Genomic DNA, 19,091 nt, shown 5'->3' on the forward strand with positions numbered 1-19,091 from the left:
CAACCACACCTATCGAAAGGAACACCCATGACCATCACCCAAGACCAGGCTGTCAACGACGTCGCCAAACTGGAGCGCCTCAAGGTCCTCAATAACGGCGACAAGGTTTCGCTGACGTTCTCCGACGCCGAGTTCGAGCGTCGCCTTGCCGGCCTCCGCAGCATCATGGCGGAGAAGGACCTCGACGCCGTAGTCCTCACCAGCTACCACTCCATCAAGTACTACTCCGACTTCCTCTTCACCTACTTCGGCCGTTCCTACGGCATGGTGGTCACCAAGGATGACACGGTCACCATCACGGCGAATATCGACGCCGGGATGCCTTGGCGCCGCAGCTACGGCGAAAACCTCGTTTACACGGACTGGCGCCGGGATAACTACATCCACGCCATCCAGGAAGTCCTTCGCACCCGCGGCATCAAGCCGCGCCGCATCGGCGTCGAGGACGACTCCTTGCCGCTCGACAACCGCAACAAGATCCAGGCGGCCTTCGCGGACGCCGCTCTGGTTGATGTTGCCCAGGCCGCGATGCGCCAGCGCATGATCAAGTCGGCCGAGGAAATCGCGGTCATCAAGCACGGTGCCCGCATTGGCGACCTCGGCGGCGAAGCCATCCGCAATGCCATCACGGCCGGCATCACCGAGTACGAGGTTGCCCTGATCGGTACCGAAGCCATGGTCCACGAGATCGCGCGGACCTTCCCGGACTCCGAAATCCGTGACACGTGGGTGTGGTTCCAGTCCGGCATCAACACCGACGGCGCCCATAACTGGGCCACTACCCGGAAGATCCAGGAACACGACATCCTGTCGCTGAACTGCTTCCCCATGACCAGCGGCTATTACACGGCCCTTGAGCGGACGCTCTTCTACGGCGAACCCGATGCCCGATCGCTGGAACTGTGGAACATCAACGTGGAGGTCCACAAGCGCGGTCTGGAACTCATCACGCCCGGCGCTGTGTGCAAGGACATCGCCGCTGAGCTGAACGAGATCTACGTCAGCCACGGCCTCCTCGCGAACCGGACCTTCGGCTACGGCCACTCGTTCGGCGTGCTCAGCCACTACTACGGCCGCGAAGCGGGGCTGGAGCTCCGCGAGGACATCGATACCGTGCTCGAACCGGGCATGGTGGTGTCCATGGAGCCAATGATCACGGTGCTGGACGGGCAGCCGGGTGCCGGTGGCTACCGCGAGCACGACATCCTGGTTGTGGGCGAGGACGGCGCGGAGAACATCACCAAGTTCCCGTTCGGCCCCGAGTACAACATCATCGGAGCCTAGCGTGACGGGCCGGTGGACATGGTGCACAGTGTCCACCGGCCCTGCGCCGGGACCGGCGGACCACCCGCAGCGAAATATAGTGAATCCATGACTCCCACGGAATCCAGCGCGACTCCTGACAGCAGCAACAACAATGGCGAAGGCAAAGGTGCCTCCGTCATCGTCAACGCCGTAGCTGTGCTGAAGAGCTTCAGTGCCGAGGAACCATTGCTGGGCGTCACCGAAATCGCAGGCAGGATTGGCCTCCACAAGAGCACCGTTTCGCGGATACTGGCCACTTTGGAGCAAGAAGGTTTAGTGGAGCGCGACGTCGATTCGCGCCGGTTCCGCTTGGGGCTGGGGATGATCGCGATGGCGGGCCCGCTCCTGGCGGAACTCGAGGAGCGGCGCGTCGCATACCCCGTTTTGCGCGAGCTGACCGAACGTACCGGTGAGACCAGCGCCCTCATGGTGTGGAACGGCGTCGAGTCCATGTGCGTGGAGCAGATCCCCAGCCGCCATCAGGTCAAGCACCTTGCTCCGCTGGGGGCTCGGTACAACGAGGCACTGAGCTCGTCCGTCCAAGTCTTCCTCGCTGCGGAGGATGCGGAGCGGGTCCGGGGCCTGCTCCGCAGCGGTTCGATTACCTTGCCAGGGTTGGACGAAGCTTCCATCGACGCCTACCTGCAGCGGCTGGAGGAAGCCGGCGCGCGGGGTTGGGCCGTCAACTTCGGGGAGACCTCCATCGAGGAGGTAGGTGTTGCCTCGCCCGTTTACGACCATAGAGGCCACATTGTTGCGGCTGTGCTCGTTCCCGCCCCCAAATTCCGCGTTTCGCAGGACACCCTCAACAGCCTCGGCGACGCATGCCTCGAAGCAGCCGCCAAGGTCACCACGCGCTTGGGTGGACGCCCGCCGGTCTAGCTCTTGTCATGCGCTGTTCGCCCAGATGCCATGAACGGCAATTCCGGAACGCAGGCTTGACCTGACCCTTCTTCCTTCCTAGGGTGTTCTGAGAAAACGTTTTCTTACCTGTTTATCCATTGCCGGAGTGCCCGTGCGCTCCAGGACTGGGTCACATCGTTGTGCCCGGGAAGGATCATCCATGCAGACATTCCGTAAGAAACAGCTCAGCCCTGGCGTGGGAGCGGTCGCCTTGGCTGCGGCGTTGGGGCTGGCTACTCTGGCGGCACCGGCCACAGCCTCGCCGGGGACCGCCGCGCCGGGCAATAGGCCCGGTGCGGCTGACGGCCCGGCGTGCTCCAGCAGCAGCGTCCAACTCACTCAGGGTGCAGGTACTTCCCCACAGAATCTTTGTGTTCCGGCGCAGGCCACGGAAGAGGACAAGACCCACCTCGTCTGGAACAAACCGGGCAGCTATGAAGATGTGGTGGACTACCGCGTCTACATGAATGGGCAGCCCCTGGGGACTGCGGAGGAGAACGCCCGCAGCCATTCGCCTGCCCAGGAGTACGTCGATGCCTTCCGCGCCGCAGACAAGGATGGGTTCCATGTCCGCACGGTCGCCCACAACTTCACGGTAACGGGCCTGGCCCCAAAGACCTCCTACCAGTTCAGCGTCACTGCCATCAGGGCTGACGGGACTGAGTCTGCAGCGAGCGGCCCCATCACCGTGACAACCACCCCTGCTCGCCACAGGGTGGTCATTACTCATCCCGCGTACAAAGCGGTGGGCGATGGACAAACCTTGAATACCAGGGCGATCCAAAAGGCGATCGATACCTGCAGGACCCCCGGCTGCACGGTGGTGGTCCCTGCCGGCACGTTCAAGACCGGCGCCATCTTCCTGCACTCGGACATGACGCTCGAGCTCGAAGACGGTGCCCGGCTGCTCGGCTCCGACGATCCCGCAGACTACCCGTTGGAACAGGGCTACTACCTGTATCCGGTTCCCGACCCGCTCCCCAGCGAGGCCGAGTATCGGAACTACCGGAGGCCGCCGTCGCTCATTGGCGTGCTGCCGGGGGACAACGGCCGGTCAGCCGAAAGCCGCGAGCCGGGAAGCGTTGCCAAGAATGTCCGCATCACGGGCCAAGGCGTGGTGGACGGCAATGGGTGGAAACGGACGGCCGAGGGCTCCATTACCGACGAAGCGGGCAACACCCTTCCGCAGTACGTGGCCAGTTCCGCCGGTAAGGTCCTGGACGACGGCGTGTTGGCCGCCGCGCAGTTCCGCAACGCCAAGGAACATCCCGAGTTCCTCACGGGCGCGATCAATCCGCCTGAATCGCCGGATGATTCAGTGTTCTATGGGCAGTACCGCTCAAGCCTGATGACCTTCATGGGCGTGGAAAATCTGTACCTCGAGGGAATCACTGCAGACAACCCGGCTTTCCACGGCGTGATGATCCTGGACAGCAAAAACACCACCGTCAATGCCATGCGGCACACCACCTACAACACCAATAACGGCGATGGCCTGGAGTTCGGCGGCACCAGCAATGGGATGGTGCTGAACAATTTCTTCGACACCGGTGATGACCAAGTGAACTTTGCGGCGGGCCAGGGCAAGTACGGAGCCCAAGGGCGGCCGAGCGAGGCCGTCTGGATCTTCAACAACTACATGCGCATGGGCCACGGCGGCGTCGCGGTAGGTTCCAACACGGCGGCGTGGGTCCAGCGGGTGCTCGCGGAAGACAACGTCATGTACAAAGTGGAAACCGGCGGCCTCCGCATGAAGAGCACCTCCGACATGGCAGGTGGCGGCAGGGACTTCCTGTTCCGGGACACGGCCATGGCTTGCATGGGCAGCAGTGCCTTCATCATGTCGCTCAGCTACAACCAGTCGCCGTCCGGGTATGTTGCCGCCGATTCGGCGACCTTCAAGAGCGTCACCGTCAAGAATGTTTCTGTGGACGGAAACAACTCGCCCACGTGTGGAATGGCGGTTTCGGACAGCAAACCGGTGATCGATATCCAGGCCGGCCCGTCCTTGGGGCAAGGAACGGCGACCTTGGGCGCTTTCACGTTCCAGGACATCGTTTTCCGGAACGTGAATCCCACCAACATCAAAGGCCTGACTGATTCCACCTTTGACGGCGTCTCGTTCCAAAGCGTCCGCGGTGGCGCGAATCCGTGGCGGTTCGATGGCTACTCCACGGGCAATGTGTTCACGAACGTCACTCCTGTGCCCGCCGGACAGTAAGACCCGGAGAAGAGAAGCGGCGGCCGCCCCCGCAAGGGGAGCGGCCGCCGTCGTGGTTAATCTGAAACGTGCGCGGATGGCTAAGGTGCCCTGCGCGCCGCCGTCTCGTCCATTGCGTCCCTGCCCAGCCAAACGCCCAAGCCGATCATGGCCACGCCAAGAATGAAGTGGAGCCAGTTGTCGGCGGTGTTGAACGGAACAAAGTTGGCGCCGGTTTCCTGGTTGATGACCAGGCCGTAGATCCAGAGGACCAAGTACACGGCTCCGCCGCCCAGGAGGAACAGGCGGGCCATGCGGCCCGTCCTTGCCATGGCCAAACCGGCCGCGCCAAACAGCAAATGGACAATGTTGTGGAGTATGGACACTTGGAAAACTCCAAGCAGCATGGCGCCGGAATCATGTCCTGCGAAGGTCATGGCGCCGTAATTGGTGGTGATTCCTGGAATGAAGCCCAGGACACCGACCAGCAGGAACACAATGCCAACTCCCATGGCTGTGTTGTGAAGCGTTAAACCCATCGCATGGTGGTGTGCTGGGTGCGAAGCGGTGGTCATAAGTCCTCCCTTTCACGCTGTTATCCGGCTCTTCTCATGGAGAACCGGCCCGCGGCAAGGGGTGTCGGAAAACCTTGCCGACGCCGCCATAATACTCCTGAAATGCCCCTGATAGCAGGGGATACGGCCAGTTCAGCGCCCGATAGCATGGGTTCATGACTCACGGTCCCAGCGGTGGATTCGCCTCGATCTTTCATGATTCCCGTGACCTGACCCCGTTCCGGGAGGGGCGGATCCGTACGCCGGTCAAGGGGCTCACGGACGGTTTGGGTGGTGCGGTTTCCGGCGTCCTGGGTGGTCGCGGTGCCGCGCGGCTTTCGGTTGCCGGCGATGTTCCGCGTTTGAAATTCCTCTCCAGCAGGCAGGCCAAAGTCCTGCATGACGCCGTCTTCACGTCCACGGAGCCGGAGAGGCTCCTTGCCCTGGCCCGCGAGTTTCCTGGCTGGGCCGGGCTTTGCTACGTCATGGCGGGCTTGCTCGTGTACAAGCACGGCGGCCACCTGCGGGCCTCGGAATTGCTGCAGCGCGGCTTGGCGACAAGGATCGACGACGACGCCAGCCAGTTCTCGGCCCAGTACCTTGGGCAGGTGGTCACCCGGGTTGAGGTCGCCGAGCGCGTTGAGGTTCCAGTGCTGTTCAGCGAAGAATCCGTGTTCCTGGCGCTGTCCCACTCGCTGCGGGAAATGGGCATGATGGAGGCCGCCCTGGAAGCCGTGGTGGGTTTGCCGCCGTCGTTGCCTTCCGCGTTGGCGCGGTGCACAGCCGCGCTGGCCCTCGAACGGCACCGCGATGTGGTGGTTTGGACCAACGGCCTTCTCAATACGGACGATCTGTCCGCCGCGCTGCTGCTGATCCGGGCGCGGGCCCAGAGGGCACGCGGAGACTTCGATTCGGCGCAGGCGGCGTTGAAAGAGGTCCTGAGGCGGAAGAAGACCAGCCTTTCCCTGCGCCAGGATGCCCTGACGGACCGGGCGCTTCTGGCCCTGGACCAAGGGCGGATGTCCCTGACTCCGCGCTCGCGGCGTCCCGCACCGCCGGCGGAGTTGGAGACGCTTGAGGTGATCCGGAAGGACGCGGAGATGCGCCGGTTGTGGGAGAACGATTTCAGGCAGCTTGGCGGCGAATAGGCCCATTGTGGTTCGCGGTGACGAGGCGTAATCTTGTAATCAACCAAATTGTTGATAAAGCATTTGGTTGATTACGAAAGGCAGTACCCCTCATGGATCACGATGCTCTGGACAAAGCGTTCATGGCGTTGGCTGATCCCGTCCGACGGGACATCGTCGCACGGCTTTCCCGCGGCGATGCCACCGTGAACGAACTGGCTGAGCCTTTCGAAATCAGCAAGCAGGCAGTTTCCAAACATATCCAGGTCCTGGAGCACGCAGGACTGGTCACGCGCTCCCGTGACGCCCAACGCAGGCCCGTCCATTTGGACGCAGCAGCCCTCGAGCGGCTGACGGCCTGGATAGACCGATACAGGCTGATTGCCGAGCAACGGTTCCGGTTGCTCGACGAACTCCTGGCCGACCCCGCCAAAAATACTGGCCCCGCAGGGACCGCAGGTAATGGAAAGAAGAACTGACATGAGCAATCCAACAACCATCACCGCCGACGACGGCGTTCCGTTCGTTGACACCGTTCGCGAATTCGACGCCCCGGTCAGTGCCGTCTTCAAGGCTCACGTGGATCCGGACCTCCTGGCCAAATGGTTGGGCCCCCGGACCACCTCCATCAACGTCACCGAATACGACGCGACCACAGGTGGCAGTTGGCATTATGAAAGCGGCGATGCCAACGCCATGTTCGGCTTCCGTGGCGTCTTCCACAAAGTGGACCCCGAATCGTTGATCATCATGACCTTCGAGTTCGACGGCGCCCCGGACCAGGTGGGCATCAGCACTACCACCTTCGAGGAAACCGATGGCCGGACCAGGATAGTGGTCCACGAGGTCTACCCCTCGGTTGAAGCCCGGGACATGGCCCTCGCCACCGGCATGAACTACGGCGTGGTGGAAGGATACGAGCGCTTGGACGAGATGCTCGCTTCCTAGGGATGCCCCTGGCCAAGGAGCGGTACAAGCTGCTCTGAAAGCAGCACGGTTCCCAGACCCACCATGATGATTCCGCTGGTCAACGTGACTACGCGTGCAGCACCCGGACGGGACGCCAGCAGCCGCCGCGAGGCCAGGGCAACCACCGTGTACACGAGGCCTGCCAAGGCTACAAAGGTCAGGCCCAACACGCCCGACTGCACGGGCACGGGCAGCGCCGCATCCGGGGTGACGAATTGGGGAACCAGTGCCACGAAGAACAGGAGCCCTTTGGGGTTGATGCCGCTGGTCCCCATGCCCGTCAGGAAAGTGCGGAGTTGCGTTCGGGAAGGTACGACGCCGGCTTCCGCGCTGAAGCTTGCACCTCGCCAGGAGCGGATGGTTCCGACGCCGAGCCACAGCAGGTAGGCGGCTCCGGCGATCGTGAGCCAGCCAAGAAGACCCGGAACGCCGGCGAGGAGGGCAGCGAGGCCGGCGGCCATCAGCAGGGTATGGACCACGTAGCCGCTGCACAATCCTGCCACCGCGGGAACGAAACTGCGCTGGCGGAGGCCGGCGGAGATCGAGTAGGCCCAGTCGACGCCGGGGGTGCAGGCCAGGCTGGCCGATACCAGCAGGAAGGCGACGAAGAGCTGCGGATTCACGGGTTTTCCTTCCGGGGTGTGCGGGTAGGAAAACTCTAGGGAAAATGCGTCGATAAGTGTTCGCTAATTTCGCTCTGGGTCAGGGGTTGTCGGTAAGATTCTTGCGTGATTGACGGAATCGACAGAAGTATTTTGCGGCACCTCAAAGAGGACGGCCGCATCACTGCCACGGCGCTGGCCTCAAAGGTGGGACTCACGGTGGCTCCGTGTCATCGTCGGCTCCGGGATCTCGAGCAATCCGGGGTGATCCGCGGGTACCGTGCGGACATCGATCCGGCAGCCGTGGGGCTCGGTTTCGAAGCAATTGTGTTCGTGACCCTGCAGCGCGCGGACCGGGCAACCATGGCAGCCTTCGAGGCCAGGGTGGCGGCGAGCAGCAACATCGTAGAGGCTCAACGCCTCTTTGGGTCGCCGGATTATCTGCTCAAAGTCATAGCGGCCGACCTGCCGGCGTATCAACGCTTCTACGACGACGAACTCGCGGCGCTGCCGGCCGTCGAGCGACTGACCTCCACGCTGGTGATGAAGAACCTGAAGACGAACATCGGCCCACCGGTCTAGAGCCCTGTCATTAAAGCGGACGTCGTTGTTAAAGCGGGCCTCAGGGGATCAGGCGCTGGGGCTCACGTGCACAATGATGACCTGGGTGTCCTTGGAGCCGTCGAACCGGATGTCGTAATTCACGCTGAGGCCAGTGCTGGTGCCCGACGTCAGTGAGTAGTCACTTGTCCCGGACGCGTCCTGGCCTGCGGAAGTGATCCAGCGTTCGGCGTCAGCGGAGTCGATGCCGTACTTCTTCACGCCCTCCCTGATCTGGGCGAAGAGGTCCTCGGGGGAGTCGGCGGTGAGGAAGTACGTCACCTCACTGAAGTCCGGGCTGGCGTCAGTGGTCTTGAACCGGATCCGGTCCGTTTGGCCGGTGACTTCTCCGCTGGGTCCAACAATGCTGAGCTGGATCTTTCCGGAACCCTGCGTATTGATCTCCGGGCCGTAGCTGGTGTCATCCACCCTGACGGCAGACTTCTGGAGTGAGCCGCTGCTCATGTCCAGGCGTGCCCGCCCTTCGGCTTTGATCTGTTCGACGCCTGATGCATCCAGCGTGGAGAATTCCGAGGTGATCACTGTGCTCCCTTGGGACGGTGTGGATGAGGACGAAGTGGCCGCGGGCGTAGGGGTTATCCGGCATCCGCTCGCAGTAAGGGCGGCCAGGCCAATGGCGAGAACGGCGGCAACTCTCCGACCCCACGCGCCTGCACTGCGCTGGGTATGGCTCATTGGTGCACCTCGGTGTCGAACCCGTCGAGGAACCGGTTCATGATTCCGGGAATGTTGTTGGTGGGCCGGTACTGCTCAACCCGGTCATTGAAGTCGGAACCGACTATGCCCCTGGCACCCTGGGGATCGTTGGCCAGGAGATTCTGGTACGCGGGCAGGGTGTCCTGTTTGATGAGGTTCCAGCGCGCATCAGCATCGGCGATGTTCCCGTCCGGGAATCCCGTGGTGAAGTCCGTCCGGAACTGCGTTGGGTTGTCCCAGTTGGTGAACGGGATGTTCTCCGGTCCGGGGCTCTCCACGCTGAACTTGTAGGGGAAGACTTCGGGGTAGCTCTTGGCGCCGGGAATGGAGGGTTCGCCGGCCAAGGTAACCATGTAGGTGACGGCTTCGCCGCCTGGATGGTTCCGCATGTTGGTGTAGTCGTCCGCGATGATTTCGTTTTGCTCGCGGTAGAGCAGTGCCGTGTTGCCTTCCTTGATTTGCGCAGGATCACCGGAATCGATCTGGGCCCAGGCCTCGGCGGTGCCCGGATCAATGGCGCCGGAGTCCCGCAGCCTGTTGATCTCGTCGATCCCACCGTTCATGTAGGCCTGGTGCTGCCGTGCCTGATCGAGGAAGATCTCCTTGTTCATGTCCAGCATGGAGGTCTCGTAGAACTTGATCTCGTCGTCAGTCATGTTGGCCAGTTGTTCGATCTGGTCGAGCACAGGGATGGGGACGTCCGAGGCCGGATTGTCGGCGATCTGCCGCGCAAGATCACGCAGCATGGCCATGTCGCGGAAACCGCCCGCGAAGGAAGGCCCGATCATGTTGGCCATCCCGGCCCACTGCAGGTCCGGGTTGGACAGGAAGGCCTGGCCGTAGAAGTCGTAGACCTTCTTGATGGTTTCCCAGTTGTACTCGGTGCCCTTGCTGGTATCCCACGTGGACGGATCGATGCCCATTTCCCGCATGGCCTGCTGGTTCCAGTAGTCGCTGAGGAACTGCGCGTACTCCGGCGACTTCTTTTCGATCAGCCCGGAGTCGGCCGCTGCGTCCATGGCAGCCTTGGCCTCCTCGGGATGCTCAAGGGCCCATTGCTTGAATGCTTCACTGCGCAGGTAAGCCGCGCGTTCGTCCGGGGTCATGCCGCTGAGAAGGTCCGTGAGGTCCTGGGCCGTTCCGCCCGCGGGGCCGCTCCCGCCGCCCGAACCGCCGGGTCCGGCGTCAGACGAGCCGCTCGCTGTCTCCTGTTCCTGCGCATTCTTGCGCAGGCTCTGGGAGGCGGATTCAATTCCGGATGCCGCCTGCTGCAGGGCTCTAAGATGTGAGCCGGTCCAGTCGTGACGGAATCTGTCAGCGTCGGCTCCACGCCAAGGACTGGAGGAGATGGAACCGCTGAGCTGTTGGCCCAACTGCGTCAAGCGGTCTGCGCTGCGGGCAAGGTCCTGGGCCAGTTGCCGCAGCTGAGCGACGTCCGCGCCGTAGAAATTGCCCGCCATGCTTCCCCCAAGTGGTGTGATCGAATGAAACCATCCTAGGTGTGCCCGGCAGGCCCGCCCATGGGGACTCCTGCCCTATGTGCACAACAGAAGCGGACTAATCCGCACTTTCCCTCAACAACCCCGTAGTCCGGTAGGGGATGACCTCGCGGAGGAACATGCTGGTGGATGTCCTGACGATTCCCGGGCACAGCCTGATCTCCTCCGAGACGCGGTAGAGATCATCCGGGCTTTTGGCCACCACGCGGATGATGAGGTCCGTGTCGCCGGCGGGCGCATGGCACTCGAGGACTTCCGGGATTTCCCTCAGTGCGGCGATGGCCTCGTTGAGGTGGCTTTGGTCCAGTTCGGCACTGACGGCAGCAGCCACGCCGCGGCCAAGCGCCGTAGGCAGGACGCGGCTGCTGTTGGCCCGCAGGGCACCGGATGCGGCCATGCGTTCCAATCGGGACTGGACAGTTCCCCGCGCGAGGTGGAGCTTCTGCGCCAGGACCATGATGGGAACCCGCGGATCCTCGTCCAGTGCAGCGATGATTCGACGGTCGGTGGCGTCCAGTTCCTGCAATGTGACTACTTCCTGCCGGTGATTTGTTTCCAGACTGGTCAGATCGATCAATTGAGATCAAGTCTGTTGCACCAACTGTATGCCCGCTGCTGAAATAGTGGCAACGAAGCAGGGCAAGGCTACCGCCGGAACCTGCAGGCACCGGGCTCTTGGAACACCTCCCGAGCGTCCGCCACGACTTCCCGCAAGGAAGCAGCCGCTGATTGACTCTTGTTCACGCATTGTCATTCCGCACTCGCCCGCCCCGCGGGCAGCACAGTAAGAGCCCCTGAGCCACCGGATCGTTGCGGTAGCTGAGGGGCTCTTGTGTTCCCTCGTCACGTGGGCGGCCGCATAGGCTTGGGCCATGACTTCCGCAGGACGCTTTGCCCCCAGCCCGTCGGGCGAACTCCACGTAGGCAACCTGCGGACAGCCATCCTCGCCTGGCTCTTCGCCAGGTCCACCGGGAGGAACTTCCTGCTTCGCGTCGAGGACCTGGACCGCGCACGGTCCGGCGCGGAGGCGGAGCAGCTCCGCGATCTGCACGCTGTGGGCGTGACGTGGGATGCCGCCGTCGTTCGCCAGACGGAGCGGACCCGGCTTTATGCGGCAGCGATCGATAGCCTCACCGCGGAAGGCCGCACCTACGAGTGTTTCTGTACGCGTCGCGAGATCCAGGACGCGCCTTCCGCTCCGCACGCACCGCAGGGCGCCTATCCAGGGACGTGCCGGCGTTTGTCCGAGGCGGAACGGGAGATCCGCCGGGCGTCCCGGCCGGCATCCATCCGGTTACGCGCCGACGTCAGTGAGTGGGCTGTGGAGGACCAGTTGCAGGGGAACTATACAGGCGTGGTGGACGACTTTGTGCTGCGCAGGAACGACGGCGTCACCGCGTACAACCTCGCCGTGGTGGTGGACGATGCTGCCCAGGGCATCGACCAGGTGGTGCGCGGCGACGACCTCCTGCCCTCAACCCCCCGGCAGGCGTACCTGGCGACGCTGTTGGGCTTGCCGGTCCCGGAATATGCGCACGTTCCGTTGGTGGTTAATCACGACGGCGCGCGGCTGGCAAAGCGCGATGGCGCCGTGACGCTGGGCGACCTTGCCGCCGTCGGAATTGCCGCTGGCACCGTGCGGGACATCATTCTCCGGTCGCTGGGATTGCCCGAGGGGAGCCTGGAAACAGCCCTGGCGGCCTTCCATCCTGAAGGGCTCCCGCGGGATCCCTGGGTGTGGATAACTCCCAAGGCGGGGACAGCATCCGGCTAGGCTGGCTGGATGCATTCATCGGTGATCGCCCCAGGTTTCGAATCCGTCGCAGCACTCTTCGAGAGCTTTCTTGAACAAGACCCTGAGTACTCTGCGCAAGTTGCGGCCTACCATCGCGGCGTCAAAGTCCTGGACCTGAGCGGTGGTCCGCATATCCGCGCCGATTCGGTGACGGGCGTCTTCTCCTGCTCGAAAGGGATGGCCGGTCTGGTCATCGCCTTGCTGGTTCAAGACGGTGTCCTGGATCTCGACGCGGAGGTGGTCAAGTACTGGCCTGAGTTCGGAGTCGAAGGCAAAGCGTCCATTTCCGTGGCGCAACTGCTGTCACACCAAGCGGGACTGTTGGGCGTCGACGGTGGGCTGACCCTCGAGGAAGTGAATAACTCGGAGTTGGCCGCCGCCAAGCTCGCGAAGCTTCCCCCGCTTTGGAAACCAGGGGCCGCCTTCGGCTACCACGCGCTGACCATTGGCATCTTCATGGAGGAGCTGTGCCGCCGCATCACGGGCTCGACGCTCCAGCAGGTATTCGAACAACGGATCAGGTCCGTGGCTGGCGCACATTTCTACCTCGGTTTGCCGGCCGACGAAGAGAGCAGGTTTGCGCCGTTCCGGTGGGCTGCCGATCCCTCGTGGCCATGGGTGGACCCGGCCAGCCATTTCGGCCTGACAACGAACGCAACCGTGGGCGACATCCTCGACCTGCCCAATATTCCGGAGGTCCGGGCCGCAGGCTTGTGTTCGGCGGCAGGAGTTTCCAGTGCCGACGGGATGGCACGGATCTATGCGCTCGCCTTGACAGGGTTGGCCGGCACTTCAGCGGAAGGCGGGCCGGCCGCCGTCGCGCCTTTGTTGACGGAAGAGACCGTCCGCGTTGTCTCAGCCGAACAGGTCTTTGGCATCGATCGCGTGTTCGGCGAAACCGGCTGCTTTGCCACGGCTTTCATGAAGTCGCACAGCCGGATGCCTTTTGGCAGCTACCGGGCCTTCGGACACGATGGCGCGAGTGCCTCCCTGGGCTACGCGGACCCGGCTTACGAGTTGGGCTTCGGTTACGTTCCTCAGCAAGCCGAGTCCGGGGGAGCCGGTTGCCGGAACCTCCAGCTCAGCTCAGCCGTGCGGCAGGCCATCGCGGCGCTATAGTCCCCCGCGACGCGGTGTCTAGCCCACGGTCTGTCCGGCAGCCTGGGCTGCGGGCACTCCGGCGGCCATCCCTGCCCAGAGCGTATCCGTCACAGCTTTGACGATTGCCTCGGTACTGCTGCCCTCCAGATGTTTGCCTGCTGCCAGCATGGCTGTGCCGTGGAGGCCGGAGAAGCAGACCATGGCGAGGGTTCCGGGGTCGCCTTCTGCCAGTGCTCCGGAATCCTGGCCCTCCTGAATGAGTGCCAGGGCCACCAGCATCCCCTGCTCCCCAATGCTGCGGAGTTCATCGGTGGAGTCGGATTGGTGCTTGGTTGAGTACATGACGGACAACAGGGCGGGGCGGGTCAGTGCGAAATCGACATAGGCTTTCGCGACGCTGACAAAGCGGCCCTGCAGGTCCCGGCCGGGCTGGGAGGCCTCAAGGATGTGGCCGTTCATGATGCCGAATCCTGCCATTGCCAGGGCATCGATCAAAGCCCGCTTGTCCCGGAAGTGTTTGGCGGGGGCGGCATGACTGACATTCAGGTCACGGGCCAACTGCCGGAGTGAGAGCCCCTCAACCCCGGAGGTCTCCAAGGTCTCCATGGCGCGTTCCAGGAGTGCTTCGCGTAGTTTGCCGTGGTGGTAAGGCTGGTCCGTCATGTCATCAGTTTAGCCGTTAAGTAGTCATTGACAACAATGTAGGCAGTGCCTACGATGTTGGCATTGGCTACTTCTGATCGACCAAGTGGTCTCAACCCAAATTCACAAGGATGGAATCTGCCATGACCATGACATACTCCGGCACCACCGCACTGATCACCGGCGCAAGCTCTGGCCTCGGAGCCGAGTTTGCCTCCCGGTTCGCTGCCCGCGGCGCCAACCTGGTTCTCGTGGCGCGCCGGGCCGACCGCTTGGAGGAGCTGGCCCGGGATCTTCGCGCCAAGCACGGCGTGACCATCACCGTCCTTCCCCTGGACCTGGGCCGACCCGGCGCGGGCCGCGTCTTGAAGGACGAACTTTCCGGCCGCGGGATCGCAGTGGACACGCTGGTCAACAATGCAGGCTTTGGAACGCGGGGACCGTTCGTGGAAGAGGACGCTGACCTCATCGCCTCGGAGATCGCCCTCAACGTGTCCGCCTTGGTGGACATCACGCGCGCCTTCCTCCCCGGACTGCTGGCGTCCGGCAAGGGGGCGCTGGTGAATGTTGCCAGCACGGCGGCTTTCCAACCAATTCCGGGCATGGCCGTTTACGGCGCCACCAAGGCGTTTGTCCTGAGTTTCACGGAGGCCGTAGCCCACGAGACCAAGGACGCGGACCTGCGTGTTCTGGCGCTGTGCCCCGGAGCCACCCGGACGGAGTTCTTTGAGGTCCTGGGCAGTGAGTCCGCAGCTGTTGGCGTCATGCAGACGTCCGAACAAGTGGTTGAGACCGCGCTCAAGGCACTTGGTGGCAAAGCGACTCCGGCCAGTGTGGTGTCCGGCTGGGCCAACCGCGTGGCCGCTGGATTCGCCCAGCGTTTGCCGCGCGCGCTCACGGTTGCCATCGCCGCCCGCGCAGTGCAGGACTGACAGCGTTGCGGGGCCGCTTTGCGCTCCGCAACGGCCTTGAGGCACGTAGAGCGGGCCACACAATTCAAAACCCATGCGACACACTTGAACGCATGGGGGACATGTACAAGGTATGAGCCACACGTCGAAGTCGTCGGACCAAGAGAGCAGCTTTCGCCTGCTCTATGAGTCCCTGTATGAGGACCTGCACAAGTTTGTCCAGCGCAGGGCCCACCCGGACCACGCTGACGACGCTGTTGCCGAGACGTTCCTGGCAGTCTGGCGGAGGTTTCAGGACGTACCCGCTGGGCATGGTGACGCGAGGGCATGGACTTTTGGAGTGGCCCGCAACATCCTGCTCAATACGCTGCGCGGAGACCAGCGCCGCCAAGCCCTTGGAGTCCGCTTGGCAGTGGCGGCTGCCGTGCAATCTCCGGGCGAAAGCATGGACGTGATTGTGGACAGGGTTGACTTGGGCCGGGCATGGAACGTGTTGTCGGCCGTGCACCAGGAAGCCCTGGGTCTTGCCGTCTTCGAAGAACTCAATGCAACACAGGCCGGAGTGGTCCTGGGTATATCCCCCGTGGCCTTTCGGCTGAGGCTGGGCCGGGCACGCCGGGCACTTCGATTGTTGATGGACCACCCGCCCGCGGTTCCCGCGGAATTCACTTCCGAGCTGATGAGGACAAAAACGCCATGAGCCCGCGTCCAGACACCGACACTTTGCTGCAATCCCTGGACCCCGCGAAGGCAAGTCGAATCGATGCTCACCGGTCCCGGTCGGATCTGGTGCGCATCCTTTCAACGGATCCCTCGAAAGCCCACTCCAGTCCGAAGAAAAGGACGTACCGGCGCCTGGCCGTGCTGGGCGGAGCCGTGGCTGCGGTGACGGCCGGTCTGCTGGTTCTTCCGGGCCTGACGGGAGGGGACCAAGCGTTCGCGACCTGGACGGCCGTGCCCTCCGGCATGAGTGCCAAGGAACGTCATGACGTGGCCGAGGAGTGCAGGGCGTCCAACAAGGACGTAGGCGGAGGGATGTACAGGGATCACCTCGCGATGGCCAAGGTAGCCATTTCCGAACGCCGGGGAGCCTGGACAACCGTTGTTCTTGCGGGACAGGGCGGATTCTCAGCCCTCTGCATCACCGACGATTCCTTCCACCTCTTTGGCAAGTCACGGATAGGCTCCATTGGCGGTCCGGCAAACACCGCTCCTCTCGGGCCCCGGGACCTGCGCTCCATGGCATTGGGCACGGGAACCATGGGCGCAGGAGATATTTCCCTTGCGGCAGGCGAGGCGGGTTCCGCCGTCGTCGCAATGACCTACCAGAGCAAAACCCAAGGTGAGGTGGCTGCCACCGTGTCCCTGGGGCGTTTCGCGTTGTGGTTGCCTGGGGAGGAACTCCGGGACGCCTCGTCTGCGGGCATGGACGTTATGGTGACGTACGACGACGGCACTACAGGGGTGCGGACGCTTTCCTTCGAGGAATGAGCGGTCAGCCCGCTGCCGCCTCCAGGCGTCGGAGTGCTGCTGCGCGGCCCTTGTGGCCCAAGCGTTCGTCGAGGGTGATGGAGATGCCAAGGGCTGCGACCATGACCAGCATGCACACGGGTACCGAGGCTCCGGCTGCGGCCAGTGCGATGCTTCCGGCAAGGACGGCTACCACCATGGCAGTGCTCCACAGTACGTGCTTGTCCACGCCCAGCATGGCGGTATAGAGAGTGGTCAGCGAGACCTTGAAGATTGCCACGGGAACTGCGATCCAGGCTACGGCGGCCGCCGCGCTGATATGGGCTTCGTGGTCGATGAAGTAGGCCGCGACGTGGAGCCCTGCGCCGGTTGCGGCAATGGATGCGAAGACGATCATGTGGCCATAGCCGAAGAGGAACGAGCGGTGGCGCTGGAGGTGGAGTGACTTGCCGGAGGGAAGGATGAAGTAGATCCACCACATCCCGAAGGCCAGCCCCGTTCCACCGACCCCCACCACGGCTGCCTCCAGGGACCAACCGTGCAAGGCAACGATCGCTCGGAGGGTCTCAATGGCACCAATCAGGCATTCGCCCAAGGCAATGATCGCCAACAAGCCGTAGCGCTCGGCAATGTGGTGGGCGTGCCACGGGGTACGCATCTTCCGTTCTGCGAGCCCGGGGACGGACATTTCCAGGATGAACAGCGGTGCGGCAAGGAGGAAGGTGGTGAGGACGTCTGTCTCGATGACCAACGCGGCCACCCAGCCAAGCTGCACCAGGGCCAGGTACTTGGCGTAGCGGAGGCACGTCTCGCGGCGTTCCGGGTCCTGTTTGGCTGCCCGCAACCACTGAAACACCAGGGCCAAGCGCATCACGATGTAGCCGATGAGGATGGCCACGTTGTTCACGTGGTCGCCCTCGAGCAGCGAATGGAACATCGGCTCGATGCCCATCGCGAGGATCAGTACGCCGATCATCTGGACCATGGTGACTACGCGGAACACCCAGTCATCGGTGTCGTAGGCACTCGCGAACCAGGTGAAGTTCACCCATGCCCAGATCACCGCGAACATGGCATAGCAAAATCCGAGCAGGCCGGCGCCGAAGTGGGCATCGGCCACGTTGTGCGCCAACTGGCCCGCCGCCACGCTGAAGGCGATGACGAAGGTCAGGTCGAAGAACAGCTCCAGGGGCGTGGCGGTGCGGTGCTTTTCATGCGGATCGCGTCCGCCCATACGTGCCAGGGCATGGCGAAGGGGATTCGTGGACATAGCTCAAAGGTTACCGCCGCAGAAGTGGCTGGCGCCGGGGTCGCGGAAATGCGTCGAAACCCCCGGAAACTTCCGGAGGAACAAGCAGGCTTCCCGCGAACCCGCCGGAGCTCCTGCCTACACCCGGCCCAGGACGTCGATGTCTTCGAGGAACTCCTGGTAGACCTCGTCGCTGACGGTGGTGCGGGTGTCCGCGATCGCGTCGAGGTAGTCCTGCGTGACCGGTCCCTTCCGGCCGTTGGCGGCGGCAGCACCGTCGTCGTACACGGCTTTTTCGAGGGCGCGCTGGGAGGCGCTGCGTGCGGCGAACTCGATGTCAGCGGGCGAGAAGCCTTCGGTCCGGTCCACCAAGAGTGAGACGTCCACAGAATCCACCACCGTTGCCGGGATGAAGCGCTACCACATGGCTTCGCGGGCGTGGATGTCCGGCAGGCCGATGGGGATGACGTAATCGAACCGGCCGTGGCGCAGGAACGCCGTGTCCAGGGCGCGGATGAAGTTGGTGGCACACACCAGCAAACGGCCGGGCTGCTCACGGAAGGCCGGGATGATCTTGAGCAGTTCGTTGGTGACGCCCTGCAGGGGAGAGGGTGGGTCGCCGGCACGTTGGGAGGCGATCTCTTCCACCTCGTCGATGAACACCACCGCGTGTTCCAGCTCGGCGATTTCCAGGAACGTCTCCCGGAGTGCTCCGGCGAGGCCCTTGGGGTCGGACGCCAAACGCGAGGGGAAGACTTCCACGAACGGCCACTCCAGCCGGGACGCGATGGCCTTGGCGAACGTGGTCTTGCCCGTGCCGGGAGGGCCGAACAGGACCACGGCCCGCGGCGGGACTACGCCGTATTCATCGGCGAGATCGGCCTCGGCCAAGGGCAGCACCAGCCTGCGTTCCAGGAGTTCCTTCTCCCGCTTCATGCCCGCGACGTTCTCCCACAGATCGCGGGCCAGGATCCGACCGCCGAGCAAACTGAGCGGTTCCAATTCCTGCCGTTGAACGGGGATGGTCCGTTCGAAGTAGCGCAAATTCTTCTTCACCACGAAGCCGCGGCCAAGGAAGGCCTCCACCCGGGTTTCGGTTTCCGGCATGAGCGCGGAGAGCTTGTTCAGGCCGTGCGGGGCCATGCGGTTTTCGACGGCGGACAGCAGCGAGGTGCCGATCCCACGGCCGCGGAACTCGGTCAGCGTCGCGAGGAAAACCACCCAGCCCTGGTCGTGCGCAGCACGTCCGACGGCGGCGCCCACCACTTGGTCGCCCTGCACGGCCACGACTGCGTGGTCCTTTTCGCATGATGCCAGGACCTCGGACAACGCGTACACCGGCTCCACGCCATCGGCCTTCAACGACTCCCACAGATGCAGGATGCCGTCCAGATCGGATGAGTGGAAGTCCCTGATACGCCAGTTGGTCATGGCCATGTCTCCTGA

General features: G+C 63.3%; 19 protein-coding genes and 1 pseudogene. 12 read left to right on the forward strand and 8 right to left on the reverse strand.

The features are described from left to right. Positions 1 to 27: 27 nt before the first annotated feature. From ACIPY3_RS10505 to ACIPY3_RS10515, 3 genes are all read left to right on the forward strand, one after another. Positions 28 to 1,284 carry an aminopeptidase P family protein gene (locus ACIPY3_RS10505; protein WP_400333552.1) on the forward strand — a complete coding sequence of 419 codons (1,257 nt, stop codon included), beginning with the start codon at positions 28 to 30 and terminating at the stop codon, positions 1,282 to 1,284. A gap of 87 nt (positions 1,285 to 1,371) precedes the next feature. Beyond that, a complete protein-coding gene (locus ACIPY3_RS10510; RefSeq protein WP_400333554.1) occupies positions 1,372 to 2,187 on the forward strand; it encodes an IclR family transcriptional regulator in 816 nt (271 codons plus the stop codon). 181 nt (positions 2,188 to 2,368) lie between these two features. After that, positions 2,369 to 4,429, forward strand: a complete 2,061-nt coding sequence (locus ACIPY3_RS10515) for a glycosyl hydrolase family 28 protein (protein ID WP_400333557.1) — start codon at positions 2,369 to 2,371, stop codon at positions 4,427 to 4,429. A gap of 80 nt (positions 4,430 to 4,509) precedes the next feature. On the opposite strand, the gene ACIPY3_RS10520 is transcribed toward ACIPY3_RS10515, so the two are convergent. Beyond that, positions 4,510 to 4,983, reverse strand: a complete 474-nt coding sequence (locus ACIPY3_RS10520; RefSeq protein ID WP_400333559.1) for a DUF4383 domain-containing protein — start codon at positions 4,981 to 4,983, stop codon at positions 4,510 to 4,512. Between the two features lie 155 nt (positions 4,984 to 5,138). Here ACIPY3_RS10520 and ACIPY3_RS10525 point away from each other — a divergent pair, with 155 nt between their 5' ends. The 3 genes from ACIPY3_RS10525 (at position 5,139) to ACIPY3_RS10535 (ending at position 7,037) form a co-directional block, all read left to right on the forward strand. Continuing rightward, the gene (locus ACIPY3_RS10525; protein WP_400333561.1) at positions 5,139 to 6,110 is read left to right on the forward strand and encodes a hypothetical protein; all 972 of its coding nucleotides are present in this window, start codon (positions 5,139 to 5,141) and stop codon (positions 6,108 to 6,110) included. A gap of 92 nt (positions 6,111 to 6,202) precedes the next feature. Next, positions 6,203 to 6,568, forward strand: coding sequence for an ArsR/SmtB family transcription factor (locus tag ACIPY3_RS10530; RefSeq protein ID WP_400333563.1), 366 nt, complete (start codon positions 6,203 to 6,205; stop codon positions 6,566 to 6,568). Position 6,569: 1 nt separating this feature from the next. Continuing rightward, entirely contained in the window at positions 6,570 to 7,037 is a 468-nt protein-coding gene (locus ACIPY3_RS10535; RefSeq protein WP_400333565.1) for an SRPBCC family protein, read from the forward strand. On the opposite strand, the gene ACIPY3_RS10540 is transcribed toward ACIPY3_RS10535, so the two are convergent. Then, positions 7,034 to 7,681 (reverse strand): LysE family translocator, encoded by a 648-nt coding sequence (locus ACIPY3_RS10540; protein ID WP_400333568.1) that lies wholly within the window; start codon positions 7,679 to 7,681, stop codon positions 7,034 to 7,036. The genes ACIPY3_RS10535 and ACIPY3_RS10540 overlap by 4 nt on opposite strands. 105 nt (positions 7,682 to 7,786) lie before the next feature. Here ACIPY3_RS10540 and ACIPY3_RS10545 point away from each other — a divergent pair, with 105 nt between their 5' ends. Further along, positions 7,787 to 8,242 (forward strand): Lrp/AsnC family transcriptional regulator, encoded by a 456-nt coding sequence (locus ACIPY3_RS10545; RefSeq protein WP_400333570.1) that lies wholly within the window; start codon positions 7,787 to 7,789, stop codon positions 8,240 to 8,242. 48 nt (positions 8,243 to 8,290) lie between these two features. On the opposite strand, the gene ACIPY3_RS10550 is transcribed toward ACIPY3_RS10545, so the two are convergent. The 3 genes from ACIPY3_RS10550 to ACIPY3_RS10560 form a co-directional block, all read right to left on the reverse strand. Beyond that, a complete protein-coding gene (locus tag ACIPY3_RS10550; protein ID WP_400333573.1) occupies positions 8,291 to 8,803 on the reverse strand; it encodes a hypothetical protein in 513 nt (170 codons plus the stop codon). Between the two features lie 149 nt (positions 8,804 to 8,952). Continuing rightward, complete coding sequence (locus ACIPY3_RS10555; protein ID WP_400333576.1) at positions 8,953 to 10,437, reverse strand: WXG100 family type VII secretion target; 1,485 nt, start codon at positions 10,435 to 10,437, stop codon at positions 8,953 to 8,955. A 97-nt stretch (positions 10,438 to 10,534) separates the two neighbouring features. Then, complete coding sequence (locus ACIPY3_RS10560; RefSeq protein ID WP_397326320.1) at positions 10,535 to 11,002, reverse strand: Lrp/AsnC family transcriptional regulator; 468 nt, start codon at positions 11,000 to 11,002, stop codon at positions 10,535 to 10,537. Between the two features lie 346 nt (positions 11,003 to 11,348). On the opposite strand from ACIPY3_RS10560, the gene gluQRS reads away from it, so the two are divergent. Beyond that, positions 11,349 to 12,251, forward strand: a complete 903-nt coding sequence (gluQRS, locus tag ACIPY3_RS10565) for a tRNA glutamyl-Q(34) synthetase GluQRS (protein ID WP_400333579.1) — start codon at positions 11,349 to 11,351, stop codon at positions 12,249 to 12,251. Positions 12,252 to 12,260: 9 nt separating this feature from the next. Continuing rightward, the gene (locus ACIPY3_RS10570; protein ID WP_400333581.1) at positions 12,261 to 13,391 is read left to right on the forward strand and encodes a serine hydrolase domain-containing protein; all 1,131 of its coding nucleotides are present in this window, start codon (positions 12,261 to 12,263) and stop codon (positions 13,389 to 13,391) included. 18 nt (positions 13,392 to 13,409) lie between these two features. Here ACIPY3_RS10570 and ACIPY3_RS10575 read toward each other — a convergent pair whose 3' ends face one another. Then, complete coding sequence (locus ACIPY3_RS10575; RefSeq protein ID WP_400333583.1) at positions 13,410 to 14,036, reverse strand: TetR/AcrR family transcriptional regulator; 627 nt, start codon at positions 14,034 to 14,036, stop codon at positions 13,410 to 13,412. A gap of 122 nt (positions 14,037 to 14,158) precedes the next feature. Between ACIPY3_RS10575 and ACIPY3_RS10580 the strand changes: the two genes are divergently transcribed. The 3 genes from ACIPY3_RS10580 (at position 14,159) to ACIPY3_RS10590 (ending at position 16,417) form a co-directional block, all read left to right on the forward strand. Next, the gene (locus ACIPY3_RS10580; RefSeq protein ID WP_400333585.1) at positions 14,159 to 14,947 is read left to right on the forward strand and encodes an SDR family NAD(P)-dependent oxidoreductase; all 789 of its coding nucleotides are present in this window, start codon (positions 14,159 to 14,161) and stop codon (positions 14,945 to 14,947) included. A gap of 112 nt (positions 14,948 to 15,059) precedes the next feature. Next, positions 15,060 to 15,626: an RNA polymerase sigma factor gene (locus tag ACIPY3_RS10585; protein WP_400333588.1), complete on the forward strand. Its 567-nt coding sequence runs from the start codon at positions 15,060 to 15,062 to the stop codon at positions 15,624 to 15,626. Further along, a complete protein-coding gene (locus ACIPY3_RS10590) occupies positions 15,623 to 16,417 on the forward strand; it encodes a hypothetical protein (RefSeq protein WP_400333591.1) in 795 nt (264 codons plus the stop codon). Before ACIPY3_RS10585 ends, ACIPY3_RS10590 begins: the two co-directional genes overlap by 4 nt. Positions 16,418 to 16,421: 4 nt before the next feature. Here the strand turns inward: ACIPY3_RS10590 and ACIPY3_RS10595 are convergent, their stop codons facing one another. Together ACIPY3_RS10595 and ACIPY3_RS10600 are read right to left on the reverse strand one after the other, a co-directional pair. Continuing rightward, on the reverse strand, positions 16,422 to 17,666 hold the full coding sequence (locus ACIPY3_RS10595; protein ID WP_400333593.1) for a low temperature requirement protein A: 1,245 nt from the start codon (positions 17,664 to 17,666) through the stop codon (positions 16,422 to 16,424). Positions 17,667 to 17,783: 117 nt separating this feature from the next. Next, positions 17,784 to 19,076 (reverse strand): annotated as a pseudogene (locus tag ACIPY3_RS10600) (ATP-binding protein). Between the last annotated feature and the right edge of the window lie 15 nt (positions 19,077 to 19,091).

Origin of the sequence: Paenarthrobacter sp. NPDC089714, assembly GCF_044748905.1 — a bacterium.
GTDB lineage: Bacteria > Actinomycetota > Actinomycetes > Actinomycetales > Micrococcaceae > Arthrobacter.